At 69.8% G+C, this 21558-nt stretch carries 15 protein-coding genes; 13 read left to right on the top strand and 2 right to left on the bottom strand.

All coding sequences use genetic code 11. The features are described from left to right. The first annotated feature begins 114 nt into the window (after window positions 1-114). Window positions 115-846 carry a hypothetical protein gene (locus OHA11_RS18040; RefSeq protein WP_266497489.1) on the top strand — a complete coding sequence of 244 codons (732 nt, stop codon included), beginning with the start codon at window positions 115-117 and terminating at the stop codon, window positions 844-846. Window positions 847-1686: 840 nt separating this feature from the next. On the opposite strand, the gene OHA11_RS18035 is transcribed toward OHA11_RS18040, so the two are convergent. Further along, window positions 1687-3429, bottom strand: coding sequence for a dolichyl-phosphate-mannose--protein mannosyltransferase (locus OHA11_RS18035; protein WP_266497487.1), 1743 nt, complete (start codon window positions 3427-3429; stop codon window positions 1687-1689). Window positions 3430-3490: 61 nt separating this feature from the next. On the opposite strand from OHA11_RS18035, the gene rsmI reads away from it, so the two are divergent. The 12 genes from rsmI (at window position 3491) to OHA11_RS17975 (ending at window position 20036) form a co-directional block, all read left to right on the top strand. Continuing rightward, window positions 3491-4345: a 16S rRNA (cytidine(1402)-2'-O)-methyltransferase gene (gene rsmI, locus OHA11_RS18030; protein WP_266497484.1), complete on the top strand. Its 855-nt coding sequence runs from the start codon at window positions 3491-3493 to the stop codon at window positions 4343-4345. Window positions 4346-4644: 299 nt separating this feature from the next. Then, on the top strand, window positions 4645-5088 hold the full coding sequence (locus tag OHA11_RS18025) for a hypothetical protein (RefSeq protein WP_266497482.1): 444 nt from the start codon (window positions 4645-4647) through the stop codon (window positions 5086-5088). 125 nt (window positions 5089-5213) lie between these two features. Next, the gene (locus tag OHA11_RS18020) at window positions 5214-6083 is read left to right on the top strand and encodes a TatD family hydrolase (protein ID WP_266497481.1); all 870 of its coding nucleotides are present in this window, start codon (window positions 5214-5216) and stop codon (window positions 6081-6083) included. Window positions 6084-6231: 148 nt separating this feature from the next. Next, window positions 6232-7746, top strand: coding sequence for a ubiquitin-like domain-containing protein (locus OHA11_RS18015; RefSeq protein WP_266497479.1), 1515 nt, complete (start codon window positions 6232-6234; stop codon window positions 7744-7746). Window positions 7747-7998: 252 nt separating this feature from the next. Next, window positions 7999-8859, top strand: a complete 861-nt coding sequence (gene rsmA / locus OHA11_RS18010; protein WP_266497478.1) for a 16S rRNA (adenine(1518)-N(6)/adenine(1519)-N(6))-dimethyltransferase RsmA — start codon at window positions 7999-8001, stop codon at window positions 8857-8859. Further along, complete coding sequence (locus OHA11_RS18005) at window positions 8856-9758, top strand: 4-(cytidine 5'-diphospho)-2-C-methyl-D-erythritol kinase (protein ID WP_266497477.1); 903 nt, start codon at window positions 8856-8858, stop codon at window positions 9756-9758. Before rsmA ends, OHA11_RS18005 begins: the two co-directional genes overlap by 4 nt. Before the next feature lie 312 nt (window positions 9759-10070). Then, the gene (locus OHA11_RS18000) at window positions 10071-10850 is read left to right on the top strand and encodes an MHYT domain-containing protein (protein ID WP_266497475.1); all 780 of its coding nucleotides are present in this window, start codon (window positions 10071-10073) and stop codon (window positions 10848-10850) included. A gap of 118 nt (window positions 10851-10968) precedes the next feature. Then, window positions 10969-12978, top strand: a complete 2010-nt coding sequence (locus tag OHA11_RS17995) for a nitrate- and nitrite sensing domain-containing protein (RefSeq protein WP_266497474.1) — start codon at window positions 10969-10971, stop codon at window positions 12976-12978. Window positions 12979-13139: 161 nt separating this feature from the next. Further along, window positions 13140-14948 (top strand): ABC-F family ATP-binding cassette domain-containing protein, encoded by a 1809-nt coding sequence (locus OHA11_RS17990; protein ID WP_266497472.1) that lies wholly within the window; start codon window positions 13140-13142, stop codon window positions 14946-14948. 213 nt (window positions 14949-15161) lie between these two features. Continuing rightward, the gene (locus OHA11_RS17985) at window positions 15162-17024 is read left to right on the top strand and encodes a PQQ-binding-like beta-propeller repeat protein (protein ID WP_266497470.1); all 1863 of its coding nucleotides are present in this window, start codon (window positions 15162-15164) and stop codon (window positions 17022-17024) included. Window positions 17025-17148: 124 nt separating this feature from the next. Beyond that, a complete protein-coding gene (locus tag OHA11_RS17980; protein ID WP_266497468.1) occupies window positions 17149-19014 on the top strand; it encodes a PQQ-binding-like beta-propeller repeat protein in 1866 nt (621 codons plus the stop codon). Window positions 19015-19328: 314 nt separating this feature from the next. Continuing rightward, window positions 19329-20036, top strand: coding sequence for a response regulator transcription factor (locus tag OHA11_RS17975; protein WP_266497466.1), 708 nt, complete (start codon window positions 19329-19331; stop codon window positions 20034-20036). Between the two features lie 61 nt (window positions 20037-20097). Here the strand turns inward: OHA11_RS17975 and OHA11_RS17970 are convergent, their stop codons facing one another. Next, entirely contained in the window at window positions 20098-21324 is a 1227-nt protein-coding gene (locus tag OHA11_RS17970) for a serine hydrolase (protein ID WP_266497465.1), read from the bottom strand. Between the last annotated feature and the right edge of the window lie 234 nt (window positions 21325-21558).

The following is a 21558-nucleotide window of genomic DNA, read 5'->3' as shown; positions in this document are numbered from 1 at the left end:
CGCAGCGCAAACACGCGTGCTCAGGACCTGTTACGCACTGTTCGACAGTTCCCCGCAAGCGTCGCTTCCAGGCTTAACATGACTCATACGAATCATATAGACAAGGATTTCCAAATGACTCAAAATGGACGCTATATACCGGAACCGATCAAGCGTCAAATTCGGCAGCGTTGTGGGTTTGGGTGCGTCATTTGCGGGCTTCCGCTTTACGAATACGAACACATGCGGGAGTGGTCGATTGTCAAGGAGCATAATCCGGATGAAATGACGATTCTTTGCCCGACTCATCATGCAGAGAAGACACGCGGGCTACTTCCCATTGCAGAGGTTTTGACCGCCAATAGTAAACCTCACAACTTGAGATTTGGGATGTCTGAGGCGTTTCCGTTGAGATATTCCGGCGACTCCTGTTTGGTAAATTTTGGAAGCAATAGATTCATGCACGACTTCGCGCGTGATGCTGTAATTTCTGCTTTGACCATTAGGGGGTATCCTGTGATCCGGATCAAAAAACAGGACGGTAGCCTCCTCCTGTCGCTACGCATCTTCGACAAGGAGGGGAAGTTACTTCTCGATGTAGACGAGAATGAGCTTATTTTTTCCGTCGATTCATGGGATGTGGAACTTGTCGGAAAAAGATTGACGATTCGCAGTGGGTTGCGCGCCATATTGGCGCAAGTCGAATTCGTCGCACCGAGTGCGATCATAATCAACCGTGGGACCTTTGCCTACGATGGATTTCAGGTGCAAGTGGCACCCGATCACATACTTCTAGAGAAGTACAACATACGTATGGAGAAAACGAGTGCGCGCATGAACGGTGGTGGAGGATTCCGCTTTGATTAGAGACGACGCGTGCAGTGTGTTTCTTGGTGGCGTTCATCTGATTTGGACTTCCTCAAGGTGCGGTCTCGCTCACTGAGCCGAAGGTCCACCCCATGGCCGTTTCAGCGTCCTGAAGCCGGGCGGTGAGTTGAAAGTCGTGAACCAATAGGTCATCAGGGAACGCGTACTGTGCCCATGCGCCTGTCTGACGTACTGCGACTTAAAACGGCGGCATGTTCTCGGCCTCTTGCATGACCTGCGCTAATTCCGGGGAGCCAAGGTTAGCGAGAGTATTTGCATAACTCTCATGCTGCCCGTGCGGGATACTGCGAAGTATTTCGATCCTATATTCTTCTTCTAGCATGCGCCCCTTCAGTCCGTCCAAGGCTGCCTTGATGCTGTACGCGCCCCCTTTGCCGATCCCTTGTAGAATTTGATTCCCGTCTTCTGGCTGATCATTTTTATGGAAACGGCCAGCGATTGGTATTGCTTCATCAGCGCGTCGCTCTGAGCCTACAAGCTGCAAAAGTGAAACGGCACCTCTGTCTAGAGATGCTGCTCTGAGAAGCGCAATTGCCTTTTGAATTCCAGCACCTCTCTGGGTTTTAACTAGAGCCTTGTGAAGACTTTCAAGATCAGGACGACACGTGGACGAGACTCAGTGGGCCCCTTCTGGCGGCACGAAAAATCGCAGGTCAGGCCGCGGGTGGGCGGGCGATCGTGTGGGGACTGTAAATCTCCCGAGGCAGAAACTGAGGCCGTCCTGGGGCCGTCAGGAGGCGGCCAACGACAACCCCCGACGGCCAACAACGACCAAGAGGGCGCGGCAGATTGCCGCGCCCTCTCGGTACGTCCGCCCAGCTAAACCCAAGTATCCAGCCACATCCGAGACCGCCAACTGTCGATCGGAATCGCCTGCCCCGTATAGATCGGCCAGAAGTAGATGAAGTTCCAGGCGATGAGCAGGACCAGGACGCCTGCCGTGGCCGCGCCGATTACGCGGCGGCGTTCTGTGGAGCCGGGGGGGCCGAGGATCGCGCCGGTCATCATGGCGACGGCCAGGCAGAGGAAGGGGAGGAAGACTACGGCGTAGAAGAAGAAGATCGTGCGTTCCTGGTACATGAACCAGGGGAGGTAGCCGGCCGCGATGCCGCAGGCGATCGCGCCCGCGCGCCAGTCGCGGCGGAACAGCCAGCGCCACAGGACGTAGAGGACCGCGAAGGCCGCCGCCCACCAGAGCAGCGGTGTGCCGAGGGCCAGGACCTCGCGGGCGCACTTCTCGCCCGCGTCCGTCGGGCAGCCGTCCTTGCCGGGCAGCGGGGACTCGTAGAAGTACGAGACCGGACGTCCCGTGACGATCCAGCTCCACGGGTTCGACTGGTACGTGTGCGGGGAGTGCAGGCCGACGTGGAAGTCGTACACCTGGGTCTCGTAGTGCCACAGGCTGCGCCACCAGTCCGGGAACAGCCAGGACCAGTCGCTGGTGCGGCCGTCGGCTGTGGCCCAGTTGCGGTAGTAGCCGCCCTTGCCGTTGGTGGCCGAGAGGAACCAGCCCGTCCACGACACGATGTACGTGGCGATCGCGACCGGGACCGTGGCGAGGAACGCCCAGCCCACGTCGTGCTTGAGGACCGCCAGGTGGGGGCGGCGGGCGCCTGCCACCCGCCGTGAGCCGACGTCCCACAGGACCGTCAGCAGGCCGAACGCGACGAGGATGTACAGGCCGTTCCACTTCGTGCCGATGGCGAGGCCGAGCAGCAGACCGGCCGCCAGGCGCCAGGGGCGGCGGCCGAGGCGCGTGTCCTCCGCGACGCGCGCGTCCGGGCGTACGAGGCCGTCGGCGTCCGGTGGGAGCGCGGCGGCCAGGCGTTCGCGGACCTTGTCGCGGTCGATGACCAGGCAGCCGAAGGCCGCGAGGACGAAGAACATCAGCACCTGGTCGAGCAGCGCGGTGCGGCTCATCACGAAGTGCAGGCCGTCGACCGCCATCAGCGCGCCCGCCAGGCAGCCGAGGAACGTCGAGCGGAAGATGCGGCGGCCGATCCGGCACAGCATCAGCACCGACAGCGTGCCGAGCACGGCCGTCATGAACCGCCAGCCGAACGGCGTGAACCCGAACATCCACTCGCCGAGCCCGATGACGTACTTGCCGACGGGCGGGTGGACCACATAGGCGGGGTCCGTCGGGATCTTGACGTTTCCGCCGTTCTGCAGGATCAGCTCGTTGGCGTTCTTCGCCCAGTTGACCTCGTATCCGCGGTGAATGAGTGCCCAGGCGTCCTTGGCGTAGTACGTCTCGTCGAATATCACCGCCTTCGGGCTGCCCAGGTTCCAGAACCGCATCACGCCCGCGATCAGCGTGACGAGCAGCGGGCCGCCCCACGCCGACCAGCGGACGATGCGCTCCGCGGCCTCCCGGCGGAGTCCGATCGCCGCCCACAGCCGGGGACTGGGCTCGGTGTACGCGGGCACCAGGCGGTCGCGGACGTCGCTTCTGGGCGCGGGCGTGTAGCCGAAGCGGCGCAGCCGTTGCTGCCACGTCGGCCGCTGCTCTTCGACGCCCTGTCCCTGCCGGGTGTCCGTGGAGGACGCGGTACTGGTCACCGCGCCATCGTAGGGAACAGCGCTGTGTGAGTCCCGTGGACCGCCCTGCGAGGATGGAACCGTGACAGGAACCCTTGTACTCGCAGGCACGCCCATCGGGGACATCGCGGACGCGCCGCCCCGGCTGACGGCGGAGTTGGCGGGCGCCGACGTCATCGCCGCCGAGGACACGCGGCGCCTGAGGCGGCTGACGCAGGCGCTGGACGTACAGCCGTCCGGGCGCGTCGTGTCGTACTTCGAGGGCAACGAGTCGGCGCGTACGCCCGAACTCGTCGAGGCGCTGGTGGGCGGGGCGCGCGTGCTGCTCGTGACGGACGCCGGGATGCCGTCCGTGTCCGACCCGGGGTACCGGCTGGTCGCCGCCGCCGTCGCGAAGGACATCAAGGTCACGGCCGTCCCGGGGCCCTCCGCGGTGCTCACCGCGCTCGCGCTGTCCGGGCTGCCCGTCGACCGGTTCTGCTTCGAGGGATTCCTGCCGAGGAAGGCAGGCGAGCGGCTGTCGCGACTGCGGGAGGTCGCGGGCGAGCGGCGCACACTCGTGTACTTCGAGGCGCCGCACCGCCTCGACGACACACTCGCCGCGATGGCCGAGGTGTTCGGCACGCAGCGGCGGGCCGCCGTCTGCCGCGAACTGACCAAGACGTACGAGGAGGTCAAGCGCGGGCCGCTGGGCGAACTCGCCGCCTGGGCCGCCGAAGGGGTGCGCGGCGAGATCACCGTCGTCGTGGAGGGTGCCCCGGAGACCGTCGAGTCGCTCGACGCCGAGGAACTGGTGCGCAGGGTGCGGGTGCGCGAGGAGGCAGGGGAGCGGCGCAAGGAGGCGATCGCCGCCGTCGCCGCGGACGCGGGCCTGCCCAAGCGCGAGGTCTTCGACGCGGTCGTCGCGGCGAAGAACGCGGCGCCCCCGAGTGCATGAACATGAACATGAACAAGAACGCGGCGCCCCCGAGTGCATGAACATGAACAAGAACGCGGCGCCCCCGACCGCGTGACGCGATGCTCTCGAACCCATGAGCGGACAGTCGCCCCCGACCCCATGAGCGGGCAAAGGACGATCGCGAAAAGCAAAGCTCGGACCGTGTTCTGAGGGGCCTCCGACAAGGAAAGGCCAAGACGGCTCCAACACTCGACAGGTCTGGTGCGTATCGGCCGCCGGAAGCGTCCACTGGTTAACGGACGCACCCGTCCTGGTCCAGCGGACTAGAGGAGCTGGCAATGACTGAGATCGCAGGTCAGACCGGGCAGATCACCGGCGAACCTGACCACCGCACCACGGCGACCGGCATCGTTCACGAGTCGTATTCCTTCGCCTGCATGCGCTGCGGGCACGGCTGGGAGCAGTCGTACGAGATAGAGCACCACCTCGACGCCGAGGGCACCGAGTTCGTCATGTACGTGGCCGACGGCCGGGTCGTCCCGTCGCCGCTGAGCCGGCCCACCTGCCTCAACTGCGACGGCCATGTCGTACGCATCATGCGCCCCGGACAGGTCTCCTCGGCGCAGAACTCGATGCGCCGGCCGACACCCGTACGGCCGCGGACATCCGAGGACGCCCGGGACCCGGCCACCCAGGCTCCGGAGTCGCCGGCGGGCGACGAGCGTCACCACTGGCACCTCTCCGATCTGCTCCACCCGTTCCACCACCGCAAGGCGGGGTGATCCTCCGGTCGCCCCTCCCGGCGCCGGGCCTCATGTTCAGCGGCCTCCCCCGTCTCCCGTGTGAGGTGGGGCCCGGCGTCCGCCCTTCCCGCAACCGCACCGGACCCCCTTCGTAGGATCGGGACATGCCTTCCAACGCCGAAGCCCCGCCCCTGCCGGATCCGCTCCGGGTGCCGGTCGCCGACTCGCACACCCACCTCGACATGCAGTCCGGCACGGTCGCGGAGGGTCTCGCGAAGGCCGCGTCGGTCGGTGTGACGACGGTCGTGCAGGTCGGCTGCGACGTGAAGGGCTCGCGCTGGGCCGCCCAGACGGCCCTGGACCACGAGGCCGTCCACGCGACCGTCGCGCTGCACCCGAACGAGGCCCCGCGGATCGTGCACGGCGACCCCGACGGCTGGTCCCGGCAGGGCGCGCGAGTGGCCGGTGGCGACGACGCGCTGGACGAGGCGCTCGCCGAGATCGACCGGCTCGCGGCCCTTCCGCAGGTCAAGGGCGTCGGCGAGACCGGCCTCGACTACTTCCGCACCGGGCCCGAGGGAAAGTCCGCCCAGGAGAGGTCCTTCCGCGCCCATATCGAGATCGCCAAGCGGCACGGCAAGGCGCTGGTCATCCATGACCGGGACGCCCACGCCGACGTGTTGCGGGTCCTGAAGGAGGAGGGCGCCCCCGAGCGGACCGTCTTCCACTGCTACTCCGGTGACGCCGCCATGGCGGAGATCTGCGCCGGCGCCGGCTACTACATGTCGTTCGCCGGGAACATGACCTTCAAGAACGCCCAGCCGTTGCGCGACGCTCTCGCCGTGGCCCCGCTCGAACTGGTCCTCGTCGAGACCGACGCGCCCTTCCTGACCCCCGTGCCGTACCGCGGACGGCCTAACGCCCCGTATCTCATTCCGGTCACGGTCCGCGCCATGGCCGCGGTGCGGGGCCTGGACGAGGACGCGCTGGCGACGGCGATCTCGGCGAACACGGCCCGCGCGTTCGATTTCTGAGCCGTAACGGCCGGCCCGCTCAGGATGGTCCGGCCGGGGGACACCCCGCGACACCGCGTAGTTGCGATGCTTTGGAGAGTGACGGCCGCTCGGCTAAGTTCCTCGGGCCCGATCCGGATCCCTGGAGTGTCTCCTGGAGCGTGTCGTCGTGAGCAGTTCGCAGTACGAGACGTATGGCCCGATGTACGAGACCCCCGAACCGTACGGGCACGGAAGCGGATACGGATACGGATACGGATACGCGGACACGTATCGGCCGGCGTACGAGGACCCGGCGTATGCGAACCCGGCGTGCGAGGACCCGGCGTACGGGGACCCGGCGTACGGGGACCCGGCGTACGGGGACCCGGCGTGCGAGGACCCGGCGTACGTGGACCCGGCGTACGTGGACCCGGCGTGCGGGGAACCGGCGTACGTGGAACCGGCATATGAGAGTGCGGCCGTGGACGAGGGCCGGCCTGGGCCGGAGGGGCCGACGCTTCCCCGGCAGGTTCCGCCCACGCTGGAGACGCCGCGCCCCGGCGGCCGTGTCGAAGCCCGGCGGGCCGCCCGGCGGCGGCGGAGCGCCGAGCGGCCCGACGTGCGCAGGCTGCTGCCGCAGGCGCTGGTCGTGGCGTTCCTCGCGGGCGGCACCACCGCGTTCGTCGCCGACGACAAGGCGATCGAGCTGAACGTCGACGGGAAGCCGCGCACGCTGCACACCTTCGCCGACGACGTCACCGAACTGCTCGCCGACGAGGGCGTCGAGGTGGGCGCCCACGACATCGTCGCGCCCGGCCCCGGGGCTGCTCTGACCAGCGGGGACGAGGTGGCCGTGCGGTACGGGCGGCCCGTGCGCCTCACCCTCGACGGGCAGCGGAGCAGGGTGTGGACCACGGCCCGTACGGTGGACGGCGCGCTGCGGGAGCTCGGGGTGCGTGCGGAGGGCGCGTACGTCTCGGTTCCGCGCTCCCGGCGGATCGGGCGGGAAGGGCTCGCGCTCGACGTCCGTACCGAGCGGACCGTGACGGTCATGGCGGACGGGCGGGCGCGGACGGTCCGGACGAACGCGGCGACCGTCCGCGAGGTCGTGGCGGACGCCGGGATCACGCTGCGCGGGGAGGACACCCTGTCCGTGCCGTCCGGGAGCTTTCCACGGGACGGGCAGACGGTGATGGTCATGCGGATCACCGAGGGGCAGGAGGTCCGCGAGGAGCCGATCGCCTTCGACGTGTGGCGGACCGAGGATCCGGGGTTGTTCCGGGGGACCGAGGTCGTCGAGCGGCCGGGGCGGCCGGGGCTGCGGCGGGTCACGTACGCGCTCCGTACGGTCAACGGGGTGAAGGAGCGGCCGCGGCGGCTCCGGTCCGAGGTGGTGCAGGTGCCGCGGACGCAGGTGGTGAAGGTGGGGACGAGGCCGTTGCCGACGTCCGTGCAGGGGGCGGACAGCCTGAACTGGCAGGGGCTGGCCCACTGTGAGTCGCGTGGGCGGCCGGGGGCGGTTGATTCCTCCGGCACGTACGGGGGGCTCTACCAGTTCGACACCCTGACCTGGCGGGGGCTCGGTGGCGCGGGACGCCCGCAGGACGCGCCCGCGGCCGAGCAGACGCTCCGCGCGAAGAAGCTGTATGTGCGGCGGGGGGCGAGTCCCTGGCCGCATTGTGGGGGGCGGCTGCATGGCTGAGGGTGCGGGTTCGTTGTGGCTGAGCGCTCCCCCACTCTCGGCTTCTCCCCCACTCTCGGCTTCTCCCCCACTCTCGGCTTCGCTCGAGCGGGGGGACCCCCATGAGCGGGGGGACCCCCATGAGCGGGGGGACCCCCATCGCGGCGGAGCCGCATAGGGAAACAGCCCCGCGCCCCTTGGGTGTCTCGGCCCTGAGGCATCTCAGCCCCTCCGGCGAAAATCCCCGCCCCATGCCACCCGTACCCTTGGGGCGTGAGCAGCCCCACCCCCGACGCCCTCCTGGGCCCCGCCGATGTCCGCGAGCTCGCGGAGGCCCTCGGCGTACGGCCCACCAAGCAGCGCGGCCAGAACTTCGTCATCGACGCCAACACCGTGCGCCGGATCGTGCGGACCGCCGGCGTCCGCCCCGAGGACGTGGTCGTCGAGGTCGGCCCGGGACTCGGCTCCCTGACCCTCGCCCTGCTGGAGGCCGCCGACCGCGTCGTCGCCGTCGAGATCGACGACGCCCTCGCGGGCGCGCTCCCGGCGACGATCACCGCCCGCATGCCGTCCCGCGCCGAGCGCTTCGCACTCGTCCACTCCGACGCCATGCAGGTGACCGGACTCCCCGGCCCCGCCCCCACCGCCCTCGTCGCGAACCTTCCCTACAACGTCGCCGTCCCCGTACTCCTGCACATGCTCGACACCTTCCCCACCATCGAGCGCACCCTCGTGATGGTGCAGGCGGAGGTCGCCGACCGGCTGGCCGCCCCGCCCGGCTCGAAGGTCTACGGCGTGCCGTCCGTGAAGGCGAACTGGTACGCCGACGTCAGGCGGGCCGGTTCCATCGGCCGCACCGTCTTCTGGCCCGCGCCCAACGTCGACAGCGGGCTCGTATCGCTGGTGCGGCGCGAGGAGCCGGTGAAGACGACCGCCTCCAGGCGCGAGGTCTTCGCCGTCGTGGACGCGGCCTTCGCCCAGCGCCGCAAGACCCTGCGGGCCGCGCTCGCCGGCTGGGCGGGTTCGGCCCCCGCCGCCGAGGCCGCCCTCGTCGCGGCGGGCGTCTCGCCCCAGGCACGCGGCGAGTCCCTGACGGTGGAAGAGTTCGCACGGATCGCGGAGAGCAAGCAGTGAGTGCGACGAGCGTGACGGTACGGGTACCCGCCAAGGTCAATGTGCAGCTCGCGGTGGGCGGCGCCCGCCCCGACGGGTTCCACGACCTGGCCAACGTCTTCCTCGCGGTCGGCCTGTACGACGAGGTCACCGTGCGCCCGGCGGACACCCTCCGGGTGACCTGCGAGGGGCCCGACGCCGCCCAAGTCCCCCTGGACCGTACGAACCTGGCGGCCCGCGCGGTGGAGAAGCTCGCCGCGAGGACGGGGCGCGAGGCCCGCGTGCACATCCACATCGCCAAGGACATTCCCGTCGCCGGGGGCATGGCGGGCGGGTCCGCCGACGGCGCGGGCGCGCTGCTCGCGTGCGACGCTCTCTGGGGTACGGGGGCCTCGCGCGACGAACTCCTCGACATCTGCGCCGAGTTGGGCAGCGACGTGCCGTTCAGCCTGGTCGGCGGTGCGGCGCTCGGGACCGGGCGGGGGGAGAAGCTGCGCGTGCTGGAGGTCGGCGGGACCTTCCACTGGGTCTTCGCCGTCGCCGACGGCGGGCTGTCGACGCCGGCCGTGTACGGGGAGTTCGACCGGCTGGGCGAAGGGGTGGAGGTGCCCGAGCCGGTTGCTTCCGACGCGCTGCTCGGGGCGCTGGCGAAGGGGGACGCCGCGGCGCTCGCGGGCGCCCTCTCCAACGACCTCCAGGCCGCCGCGTTGTCTCTCCGGCCGTCGCTGGCCCGGACGTTGGAGGCGGGGACGGCCGCGGGGGCGCTGGCCGCGCTGGTGTCCGGGTCGGGGCCGACGACCGCGTTCCTCGTCCGTGACGCGGAGGCCGCGGTGAAGGTGGCGGACGTGCTTGTCGTTTCCGGGACTTGTCGCGCCGCGCGCGTGGCCGCCGGGCCCGTGCCGGGGGCTGTCGTGGTGTGAGAGTCGTGTGTCGAATCCGGTGGCTTGAAAGGTGCCTTGGGAAACGGGGACTCAACGGGTTCGACCCCGCGTGTGTGGGGTCTGTGGACGTCCTCGGTAGATTCCGTTTGGCCTGGTCGTCTGCATGTAAATGCAGGTCAAGTGTTATCTAGGTCACCGGAATTAATTCTCGTCTATCTCCCGGCCTGGCCCCTTTCGCCCCGGTCTGCCGATCGCCTTGGGCTGGCATTATCAGCCACCTCCGGTGTCTTGTTACCGGCGGTACTTCCGTGCGTACGGTCAGGCCGTGCGGCGGGCGAGAGGGGCTTCCCCATGGGTCACATGGACCACTTCAGCGCCGGATGGGTCACTCCCGTCCTGTCCTATGCGATGGCCTGCGTCGGCGCGGCACTCGGACTGCGGTGCACCGTCAGGGCACTTGAGGCGGACGGTGCCTCCAAGCGGAACTGGCTGCTGCTTGCCTCGGTCGCCATCGGTTCCGGCATCTGGACCATGCACTTCGTCGCGATGCTCGGCTTCGGCGTCGACGGCACGCCGATCCGCTACGACGTCCCGCTGACCGTGCTCAGCCTGGTCGTCGCCGTACTCGTCGTCGGCGCGGGCGTGTGCACCGCCGGCTACGGCCGGTCCCGCGTACGCGCCGTGCTGCTCGGCGGACTCGGCACCGGACTCGGCGTCGCGGCCATGCACTACATCGGCATGGCGGCGCTCAATCTGCACGGCACGGTCCGGTACGACCCGACCCTGGTCATCGCCTCGGTCGCGATCGCCGTCGTCGCCGCGACCGCCGCGCTCACGCTCAGCCTCGTCGTACGCGGCCCGGTCGTCGCCACCGCCGCCGCCCTCGTGATGGGCCTCGCGGTCAGCAGCATGCACTACACCGCGATGTACGCCGTGAGCATCAGCCTCGCGCCGAGCAGCGCGGCCCTGGCGGGCGCCACCGCCACGGAGTTCATCTTCCCCCTCGCCGTCCTCCTCGGCTCCTTCCTCTTCCTGGCCGCCGCGTATGTCGCGCTCTCCCCGACCGGCAAGCGCGCCGAGTCCGCCGTGGCCGCCGAACTCCTGCGCCAGGTGGAGCTTTCCACCGCCTGAGCCGCCGCCTGAGTCACCGCCCAAGTCACCACCTGAGACGGCCTGTCGGCGGCGGGCGACCGTAACGCCCCCTCAGACGGCCGCCGTACGTCCTACCCCTCCCTGAACGAGGTGCCCCATGCGTGTCCGACGCACGCCCGACCGGCTGCGACCCAGGTCGGTCAGAGCCAAGATCGTCTCCCTGCTCATGCTTCCCATCGTGTCGCTGATGGCCCTGTGGGGCTTCGCCGCGGTGACCACCGCCTCCAGCATCGGCGCCACCGAGCGGGCCAAGGAGGTCAACTCCGAACTCCTCGAACCCGTCGACGGGTTCGTCACCGCCCTGCAGGCCGAGCGGACCGCCGCCCTGCGGTTCGCGGCCACCCCCGGCAAGGGCGACCGCGTCGAACTGCGCGCCGTCACCCGGAAGACCGACGCCGCCGCCAAGAAGCTCCTCGACGGCGCCAACGCCAGCAGCGCCGACGCCGGACTGCTCAACTCCTCGCTGCCGGGGCGCATCGACCGCCTGGAGGCCGACGCGGAAGGTCTGGTCGCGCTGCGCGCCGAGGTCTACGGCGACGGCGCGAAGACCATGGACCTCCACACGGCGTACTCCACGATGGTCGAGCACGCCTTCGCCGTCTCCGGCGCGCTCACCGGCGAGGACCGCGCGGGCGCCGCCTCCGAGGCCCGGGTCGTGCTCGAACTCGCCCGCGCTCGCGAGGCACTGGCCCAGGAACAGGCGATCCTCGCCGCCGGCCGGGCCGCCGGAACGCTCACCAAGGACCAGTACGCGCTGTTCGTCGGCGCCGTCGCCACCCAGCGCCAACTGCTCGCGCCCGCCGTCGCCGACCTCAAGCCCGGCCACCGGGACGCGTACAAGGGCGTTCTGGGAAGCGGGAGTTACGAGAACCTGCAAGCCGTCGAGAACCGGGTGCGCAGCGCCGGTCCCGGTGCCTCGGCCGTGGCGGCGGGCTTCCTCAAGCAGTGGGACGGCTCCTCGGACGCCGTCCTCGAAGGGCTGAACGACGCCGAGACGAGCGCCGGAACGGCCGCCGTCTCCCAGGCGAACGCCTTCGGCTGGGACACGCTCGGGGCCTCCGGCGTCGCCGTCGTCCTGGGCCTCGTCGGCGTGCTGCTCTCGCTGCTCGTCTCCGTACTCGTCGGGCGCGGATTCATCGTCGAACTCCTCGATCTGCGCAACTCCGCCCTCGAAGTGGCCGGACGCCGACTGCCGCAGGCCATGCGGCGGCTGCACGCCGGGCAGGGCGTCGACATCGACGTCGAGGCACCGATGCGGCGGCTGGTCGGCGACGAGCTCGCGCAGGTCGGCACCGCACTCACCGCCGTCCAGCGGGCCGCCCTCAAGGCCGCCTCGGAACGCGCCGAACTCCTCAGTGGCATCTCCGGCGTGTACGTCAGCATCGCGCGCCGCAGCCAGGTTCTGCTGCACCGCCAGCTCGACCTGCTCGACACGATGGAGCAGCGGCAGCGCGATCAGGCCGAGCTCCAGGACCTGTACCGGATCGACTACCTCGCCACCCGGATGCGGCGGCACTCCGAGAGCCTGCTCATCCTGTCCGGCATCGCGCCCGGCCGCGGCTGGCGCGACCCGATCCCGCTGCTGGACGTGTTGCGCGCCGCCGTCGCCGAGATCGAGAACGCCTCGCGGGTACAGATCTGGGCCGCGCCCCGCGTCTCCATCGCGGGCGGCTCGGTCGCCGACGTGATCCATCTGCTCGCCGAGCTCGTCGAGAACGCCTCCGCCTTCTCGCCGCCCAGCACCACGGTGCAGCTGCGGGCCGCCCGGGTGCGTGACGGGCTGCTGATCGAGGTCGAGGACAGCGGCTTCGGTATGAACGAGGACGCGATGGCCGACGCCAACCGCAAGCTCCGGTCCGAGAAGGTCGACCTGCTGGACGCCAAGCAGATCGGGCTGTTCGTGGTGAACCGGCTGGCCGAGCGGCAGGGGCTGAGTGTGGAGCTGCGGGCCTCGGTGAGCGGGGGAGTGACGGCGGCCGTGCTGATTCCGGAGAACCTCGTGCGGGACGACATGCCTGTGCATGATCGGGCCCTCGCGGAGTCCGGGGCGGGGGGTAGGTCCCTGGCGCCCGCCTCCGCGCTGATACCGCCCCAGCAGGGGCGGTAGGCGCTTCGCGCGGAGGGGTACGGAGGGATTGAGTCCCACCTGCGGGTGCGTGGGGGCTGGGCGCGCCCACCCGGCGGAGCCGTGCCCCTGGACGGGCGGAAGGATCACCCTCACGGGCGACTACCCTGGAAGGTCGATCGATCCCCCTTGTCAGGAGTGCGATGGCCGTCAATCTGGTCAATGTCGAGGCAGTCAGCAAGGTGTACGGAACCCGTGCGCTGCTCGACGGAGTCTCCCTCGGCGTGTCCGAGGGCGACCGGATCGGGGTGGTCGGCCGCAACGGCGACGGCAAGACCACGCTGATCCGGATGCTCGCCAAGCTGGAGGAGGCCGACACCGGGCGCGTCACGCACTCGGGCGGCCTCCACCTCGGCGTGCTCACCCAGCACGACTCCCTCGACCCCGAGGCCACCGTCCGCCACGAGGTCATCCGGGACATGGCCGACCACGAGTGGGCGGGCAACGCCAAGATCAGGGACGTACTCACCGGACTCTTCGGCGGGCTCGACCTGCCAGGCTTCCCGCAGGGGCTCGACACCGTGATCGGACCGCTCTCCGGCGGTGAGCGGCGGCGGATCGCGCTGGCCAAGCTGCTCATCGAGGAGCAGGACCTGGTCATCCTCGACGAGCCCACCAACCACCTGGACGTGGAAGGGATCTCCTGGCTCGCCCAGCATCTGAGCCGGCGCCGGTCCGCCCTCGTCTGCGTCACCCACGACCGCTGGTTCCTGGACCAGGTCTGCACCCGCATGTGGGACGTGCAGAAGGGCGACGTGTACGAGTACGAGGGCGGCTACACCGACTACGTCTTCGCGCGGGCCGAGCGGGAGCGCATCGCCGCCACCGAGGAGGTCAAGCGGCAGAACCTGGTCAGGAAGGAGCTGGCCTGGCTGCGGCGGGGCGCCCCGGCCCGTACGTCCAAGCCGCGCTTCCGCGTCGAGGCCGCCAACGAGCTGATCGCGGACGTGCCGCCGCCCCGGGACAGCAGCGAGCTGATGAAGTTCGCCTCGACCCGGCTCGGCAAGACGGTCTTCGACCTGAAGGACGTCACCGTGCAGGCCGGGCCCAAGGTGCTCCTCAAGCACCTGACCTGGCAGCTCGGACCGGGCGACCGGATCGGTCTCGTCGGGGTGAACGGCGCGGGCAAGACCTCGCTGCTGCGGGCCATGAGAGACGCCGCCCGTTCCGAGGGCGAGACGCAGCCCGTCGCCGGCCGGATCGTCACCGGCAAGACCGTCAAGCTCGCCTACCTCTCCCAGGAGGTCGCCGAACTCGACCCGGCCCTGCGGGTGTTGCAGGCCGTCCAGGCGGTGCGCGATCGCGTCGACCTCGGCAAGGGCCGTGAGATGACCGCGGGCCAGCTCTGCGAGACCTTCGGCTTCAACAAGGAGAAGCAGTGGACGCCGGTCGGGGATCTCAGCGGCGGTGAGCGCCGCCGCCTCCAGCTGCTGCGGCTGCTGATGGACGAGCCCAACGTCCTCTTCCTCGACGAGCCGACGAACGACCTCGACATCGAGACCCTCACGCAGTTGGAGGACGTCCTCGACGGCTGGCCCGGCTCGATGGTCGTGATCTCCCACGACCGGTTCTTCATCGAGCGCACGACGGACCGGGTGTTCGCGCTCCTCGGCGACGCGACCCTGCGGATGCTGCCGCGCGGGATCGACGAGTACCTGGAGCGGCGGCACAAGATGGAGGAGGCCGCGGCGGCCTCGGCCCCCGTGCCCGTCCAGTCGGCCGAGAAGCCCGGGGCGTCGGCAGCAGACGCCCGCGCCGCGAAGAAGGAACTCCAGAAGATCGAGCGGCAGTTGGACAAGATCTCCGAGAAGGAGAGCAGACTCCACACCCAAATCGCCGACAATGCCACGGACTTCGGGAAAGTGGCGAAACTGGACTCGGACCTGCGTGAACTGGCCACCGAGCGCGAGGAGTTGGAGATGCGGTGGCTGGAGCTCGCAGACGACGCGTGAAGGCTGCGTGAAGGAGCATAACGAGGGCATCACGGGCCGGTCCTCCCTTGGGAACAGGGGCGGAACCGGCCCCTTGTTCGAGTGCGTCATGGTGATAGAAAGGGCCGTCCGAGAACACTCTTGGGGAGTCTGACAACCACTGTGAGTGCACCGCCTACTGCGGTGCGTACTGCAGGGCATGGCTAAAAATCAGTGAAGAGGGGGAACACGCTGATGACTCAGCCGCCCAACCAGCCGCCGCAGGGCGGGTTCGGGGCGCCGCAGGACCAGCCACCGCAAGGTCCGCCACCACAGGGAGGCTTCGGCCCCCCGCAGGACCCGCAGGGAGCCACGCCTCCACCGCCCGCCCAGCCACCGGGGACCCCGCCGCCGCCTCCGCAGGGCGCTCCGCAGTCCCCGCCGCCTCCGCACGGCGCTCCGCAGCCCGGATACGGCTATCCGCAGCAGCCCGGTCCCTACGCCCAGCCGGGCCCGTACGGCCAGCAGCCGGGGCCGTACACCCAGCAGGCAGGGCCGTACACCCAGCCCGGCCCGTACGGACAGCCGCAGCAGCCGGGTCCGTACGGTCAGCAGCCCGGATACGGATACCCGCAGCAGCCGCAGTTCCCAGGTGCGCCCGGGACGCCGCCGCCGGGCGGGGGCTCGCGCAACCCCTTCAAGGGGAAGCCCGCGGTGATCATCGGGGCGGCGCTGGCCGCGGCGCTCGTCATCGGCGGCACCGTGTGGGCCGTCTCCGGCAGCGGTGACGACAGCAAGAAGAAGCCCGTCGCCGACAAGAGCCAGGACGGCAAGGCCACCGCCTCGGACGCCCCGGTCAACCCCGGTGACGGCGACGGCGACGGCAACGCGGGGTCCGAGGACCTCAACGAGGGCCGCCAGCCGGGCGAGTCGAAGGTGCTCTGGTACAAGGAGGCGCCCGACGCGCCCGGTTCCGGCGCCGACGCCCCCGGCCTGTGGATCACCGACAAGGTCGCCGTGAAGGCCGCGTACAAGCAGGTCTTCGCCTACAACGTGGGCGACGGCAAGGTCAGTTGGCCCGCGATCTCGTTCCCGCAGAAGATCTGCGCGGTGTCGCCGCAGAAGACGTCCGACGACAAGGTCTTCGTGGCGTACAAGGAAGGCACCAAGGACGCCGCCGAGTGCAACCAGGTCGTGCAGCTCGACCTCACCACCGGCAAGAAGGGCTGGACGAAGACGATCCCCGAGGGGGACCTCTTCGACAGTGCCCTCAGCCTCAGCCTGAACATCGTCGGTGACACGCTGATGGTCGGCCGCTCCATGTCCGGCATCGGCTACGACGTGAACAGCGGCGACAAGCGCTTCGACAAGAAGAAGTACGACGCCTCCTGCTTCCCGTCGGCGTTCACCGGCGGCGCGAAGCTGCTCTCCGTCGCGTCCTGCGGGGCCGGCGGCGACAACGAGCACGAGGAGGTGCAGGAACTCGACCCGGCCACCGGCAAGACCAAGTGGACCAGGAAGTTCCCCAAGGGCTGGCGCGTCGAGCGGACGTACTCCGTCGACCCCGTCGTCATCTACCTCACCAACGCCGACAAGAAGCAGTGGAACGTCACCGCGCTGAAGAGCGACGGCACGGTCCGCTCGGAGGTCGACGTCGACGAGTCGTTCGCGCCCGAGTGCGGCTGGTCGGTCCTCTCGCGCGACCTCCAGGCCTGCGGGGGTGTGGCGGCCGACGCGAACACCCTCTACCTGCCGACCGAGGCGAAGAGCGGCGCCAACGAGGTCGTCGCGATCAGCCTGGACAACGGCAAGGAGAAGTGGCGCGTCAAGTCCCCGGCGGACGAGGCGATGATGCCGCTGAGGCTGGAGGGCACGAACCTGCTCGCGTACGTGCAGCCCTCGTACGACGCGGGCGGGCAGGTCGTCTCGATCCCGGTCGGCGGCGGTTCGCACACGCCTCGGAAGCTGCTGCAGAACCCGCAGGGCACCGCCGACATCGAGAACGGCTTCTTCTCGAAGGCCGTCGACTACGTGGACGGGCGCTTCTACCTCTCCACCACCCGGCTGACGGGCAACGACGAGTCGAAGGAGAAGTTGATGCTGGCCTTCGGTAAATGACCTGGCCGGTTCACCTTCCCACCCGTCTCGCCCTTCCTGCCGTTCCCGCCCTTCGCAGGCGCCGCGTCCGCGCCCTCCGCGCGCACCCGACCTCCGTCCCCTTCGTATCCGAGGTACACACGCCATGAGTCAGCCGCCGCCCCCGCCGCCCAACCAGCCGCCCCCGGGAGGCGGTTTCGGCGCCCCGCAGGACCCGCCTCCGGGCGGCTTCGGGCCGCCCACCCCGCCGGCCGGTCCGCCCGCCGGACCTCCGCCGCAGCCGCCCCAGCCGGGCTACGGCTACCCCCAGGCACCGGGCCAGGCACCGGGCCAGGCACCGCAGACCCCGCCCCCGGCCGGGCCCCCGTCGGCCCCGTCGCAGCAGCCGTACGGCTACCCGCAGGCGCCCGGCGCGCCCCTGGGAGCCCCGCAGCCGCCGCCCGCCCAGCCGGGCTATGGCTACCCGGGCCAGCAGCCCCCGTACGGATACGGCCAGCAGCCCCAGTACGGCTATCCGCAGCCGGGCACCATGCCGTCGCAGCCGCAGGCTCCGGGCGGCGGCGGGCGGAAGGTCAACCCGCAGGTGGCGATCATCGTCTCGGCCGTCGTGGCGATCGCGCTCATCGTCGGCGGCGGTGTCTGGTACTCCAACTCGTCCGGCAAGAGCGACGACAAGGACACCTCCGCGGGCCCCGGCGGCACCGACGGCAAGGACGACAACAGCGGCGGCGACGACGTCGGCGGAGGAGGCGGCGGCACGGAGAAGGTGCCGGCCAGCACCAGCGCCAAGGTCCTCTTCCAGGTGCCCGCGGCGGAGGTGCCGAAGAAGGAGGTCTGGAGCGTCGAGGGTTCCTGGCTGACGGACAAGGTGTACGCCAAGTCCGGCGTCAGCGAGGTCATCGGCTACGACCCGGACAGCGGCGCGAAGTCCTGGACGCTGCCGCTGACGGGTCTGACCTGCGCCGGTTCCCCCGAGGTCACCAAGGACGGCGTCGCCGTGGTGGTCGCCGAGGGCGCCAAGCGCACCAAGGCGAACCAGTACCCGACGTGCACCGAGGTCACCGCCTTCAACATGGACACCGGCAAATCGCTCTGGACGAAGTCCGTCGCTCCGGGCGGCGGCGGGAAGGCCGCGTTCAAGGAGGTCAGCATCACCGGCACCACGGTCGCGGCCGGTGCGGGCCTCAGCGGCGGCGCCGCCTTCGACATCACCAGCGGCAAGGTCCTGTGGCAGCCGAAGGTCGGCACGTGCGAGGACGTCGGCTACGCGGGCGGCGAGCAGCTGGTCGCGGTCCGCAAGTGCGGTGACTACGGCAACGAGACGTACGAGGTCCAGCTGCTCGACCCGAAGTCGGGCACCGTCAAGTGGAGTTACAAGCTCCCCGCGGGCATCGACAACGCCAAGGTCATCTCCACCAAGCCGGTCGTCTTCGGCGTGGACTCCGGCGAGATCACCGCGTCCGGCGCGACGGACGTCTTCTCGCTGGACGACAGCGGCAAGCTGCGCGCCAAGATCACGCTGGAGGACGGCAAGTACGAGCACGACTGCGGCGTGAACAAGGTCCACGACTGCCGGTCCATCGCGGTCGGCAACGACAAGCTGTACGTGCCGACCAAGCAGCACGAGGGCGCCAAGCAGTACTCCCGGGTCAACGAGATCGTGTCCTTCGCGCTGGCCACGGGCAAGCCCACGAGCGACCGTGCCGACGCGGGCGACGGCTACGAGATCCTGCCGATCCGGATGGACGGCGGCAACGTCCTCGCGTACAAGAACGGCCCGTACGACAAGGGTTCCCAGGTCGTCTCCCTCGACGGCAGGACCTTCAAGGAGACCAAGCTCCTGGAGACCCCCGCCGACGCCCAGGTCCGCAGCGCGATCAGCAGCATCGTCCCGAGCAGCTCGGAGATGCGCTACACCAGCGGCCGGCTCTTCATGGCCCAGGAGCTGATCAGCGCGCCGTACTCGGCGGACGACAAGGAGTACGCGGCGATCGGCTTCGGCGCCAAGTAGGCGTCCCGGCGCCAAGTAGGCGTCCGGCGGTTGTCCGAGGCCTCGAACGGGGCCTCGGACAACCGCCGCCGGGTCGCCGGCCGATCAGGCGTTCGCCCGTCGATCACGGCTCCGCCCCTGTTCAGGGGCGGCGTCGTGCTCGTACGGCCCATCGCTCGCGAATACGAGGAATTTCGGAAATCCGGGGCACTTCTCTCCAGTAGGGGAAGCGCAACGTCGAACAAGCGTGTAGCTTCCGGGGGATGGAGAGCCGGGGGGCTCCCATCCATGGGGGACCGGTGGGGATCCTTGGGGGGACTGGGGGGTTGGGCTCGATGGGTGTGCGGCTCATGGTGGTCGACGACCACCGACTGCTCGCCGAGGCGTTGGCCTCGGCCCTGAAGCTGCGCGGACACCGTGTGCTGGCCGCGGCCGCGCCCGCCGCGGGAGCGGCGGAGCTGGTGATCACGCGGGCACCGGAGGTGTGCCTGATCGGTACGGCGACACCCGCCGAACCGGGCATATTCGACCCGGTGGTGAGGATCAAGCGGGAGCGGCCGCAGGTCGCGGTGCTGGTCCTCGGACCGGTGCCCAACCCGCGCGGGATCGCCGCGGCGTTCGCCGCCGGGGCGTCCGGTTACGTACGGCACGACGAGCGCATAGAGGGTGTCGAGCGGGCCATCATGAAGGCGCGCGCGGGGGAGGCGGCCGTGGCGCCGCAGCTCCTCCAGGGCGCCTTCAGCGAACTGCTCAACCCGGCCGCGCAGCCCGACGACGAGGGCCAGCGGCTCCTCCACATGCTGACGCCGAGGGAGGTCGAGGTGCTGGTCAGGGTGGCCGACGGCGAGGACACCCGGCTCATCGCGGCGGGCATGGGCATAGCGCCGAGCACCGCGCGCACCCACGTACAGCGCGTCCTGATGAAGCTGGGCGTCGGCTCCCGCCTGGAGGCGGCGGCGCTGGCGGCGCGTACGGGACTGCTGGACCGGGCGGGCCCGGTGCCGTCGCACTCGGCCGGGCCCGAGCCGGGGCCGGAGTCCTAGGTCTGTCTGACGAACTCCGGCCTGTCCGGTTGTGGGAGAGAGACGGAGCACGGGCGGCCGGTCATTCGGTCGCGCACAGCGCGTGGTCGATCAGGTCCGTGATGCCCTGGACCTGGCGTACGGCTGTGTCCTCGTCACCGGGCCGACTGTGCACGGCGACCGTGATCGAGGTCCGGCCGTCCGCCGTGGTCGCGGGAAACGCCAGAGCGCCGAAGCTGCTGCCGCTGTGGCCCCAGTACCCGCCGCCGCAGGACAGCGGCGTCCAGAAGACGCCCAGCCCGTCGCGCTCGCCCGGTACGTCTCCGGGGCGGTCCGGCAGGGTGATCGTCCGCCGCAACTCGGCGAGCTGCTCGGGGGCCAGCAGCCGTCCGCCCAGCAGCGCCGAGAAGAACCAGTTCGCGTCCGCGGCCGTGGCGAGGATCGACCCGTCGGCGTCCCCGTCGAACGGCAGGTAGGCGAGGGTGGTGTCGGTCATCGGCCCGTCCGGCTCGAACTGCTGGTAGTTGCGGGCGTGGGGGCTCGGAAGGGACGGATCGTTGCCCGGTGTGACGGTGTGCGCGAGCCCCAGCGGCCGCAGGATCCTGGCGTGGACCTCCTGGTCCCAGGGCCGGCCGGTGACCGCCTTGATCACCATGCCCGCGAGGATGTAGTTGGTGTTGGAGTACTCCCAGCTCGTCCCGGGCTCGAAGGACGGCGCGTGTGTCATGGCGAACGCGACGCGCTGCTCGGAGGTGTAGGTGCTCCAGCGGTGCTTGCGGTATCCGGCGGCACTGAGGTCGGGGACGACGTCCTGGACGTACTCGGGCAGCCCGCTGGTGTGCTGGAGAAGCTGGCGCAGGGTGATCCGGCGGCCGTCGTTGCCCTGGCCCCGGACCACTCCCGGCAGCCACCGCTCCACGGTGTCGTCGAGCGACAGCCGCCCCTCGCCCACGAGTTGCAGCAGCACGGTCGCCACGTAGGTCTTGGTCGTACTGCCGATGCGGATGTATCCGTCGCGGGGCACGGGCTCTCCGGTGCGGAGGTTCCCGACCCCGCTGCGCACGGTACGCACCCCGGCGGGTGTCTCCATCCGCACCGACACACCGGTCGCCCCGGCGTCGCGTAGCGCGTCGGCGTCTCGTTGCAGCAACAGTGCGAGGGAGGGCGTTTCGTCGGCATCGGTGTCGGCAGCTCCGGCCTGCGTCGGAAGTGCGGCGAGGAGCGCGAGGGCGGTGACCGCGGCGACCGACGCCGCCCGGCCCGTGGTCCGAAGGCGACGACGGGTACGAGCGGTGTGTGTGATCGGCATGGATCAACCGTAGGAAAGCGCGTACCGGGCGGCCATCCGGCGAACCTCATACTTCGACGGGGGTTTTCCCCAGCTGCTCGGTCACATCGGCGGCCGGCGGCGGACTCGGTGATGCTGGCGACCCTGACGACGACGCGATCCCGTACCGCAGGCGGGCGGCGAACGCCCGGAAAGGAAGACGTCGAGGCTGGTCCTCACCGAGCGGCGGGCCGCGAAGCCGATGCCGAGAGGATA

This window comes from Streptomyces sp. NBC_00878, assembly GCF_026341515.1.
GTDB lineage: Bacteria > Actinomycetota > Actinomycetes > Streptomycetales > Streptomycetaceae > Streptomyces.
The sequence above is the reverse complement of the archived record's forward strand: the minus strand, read 5'-3'. Positions and strand labels throughout refer to the sequence as shown.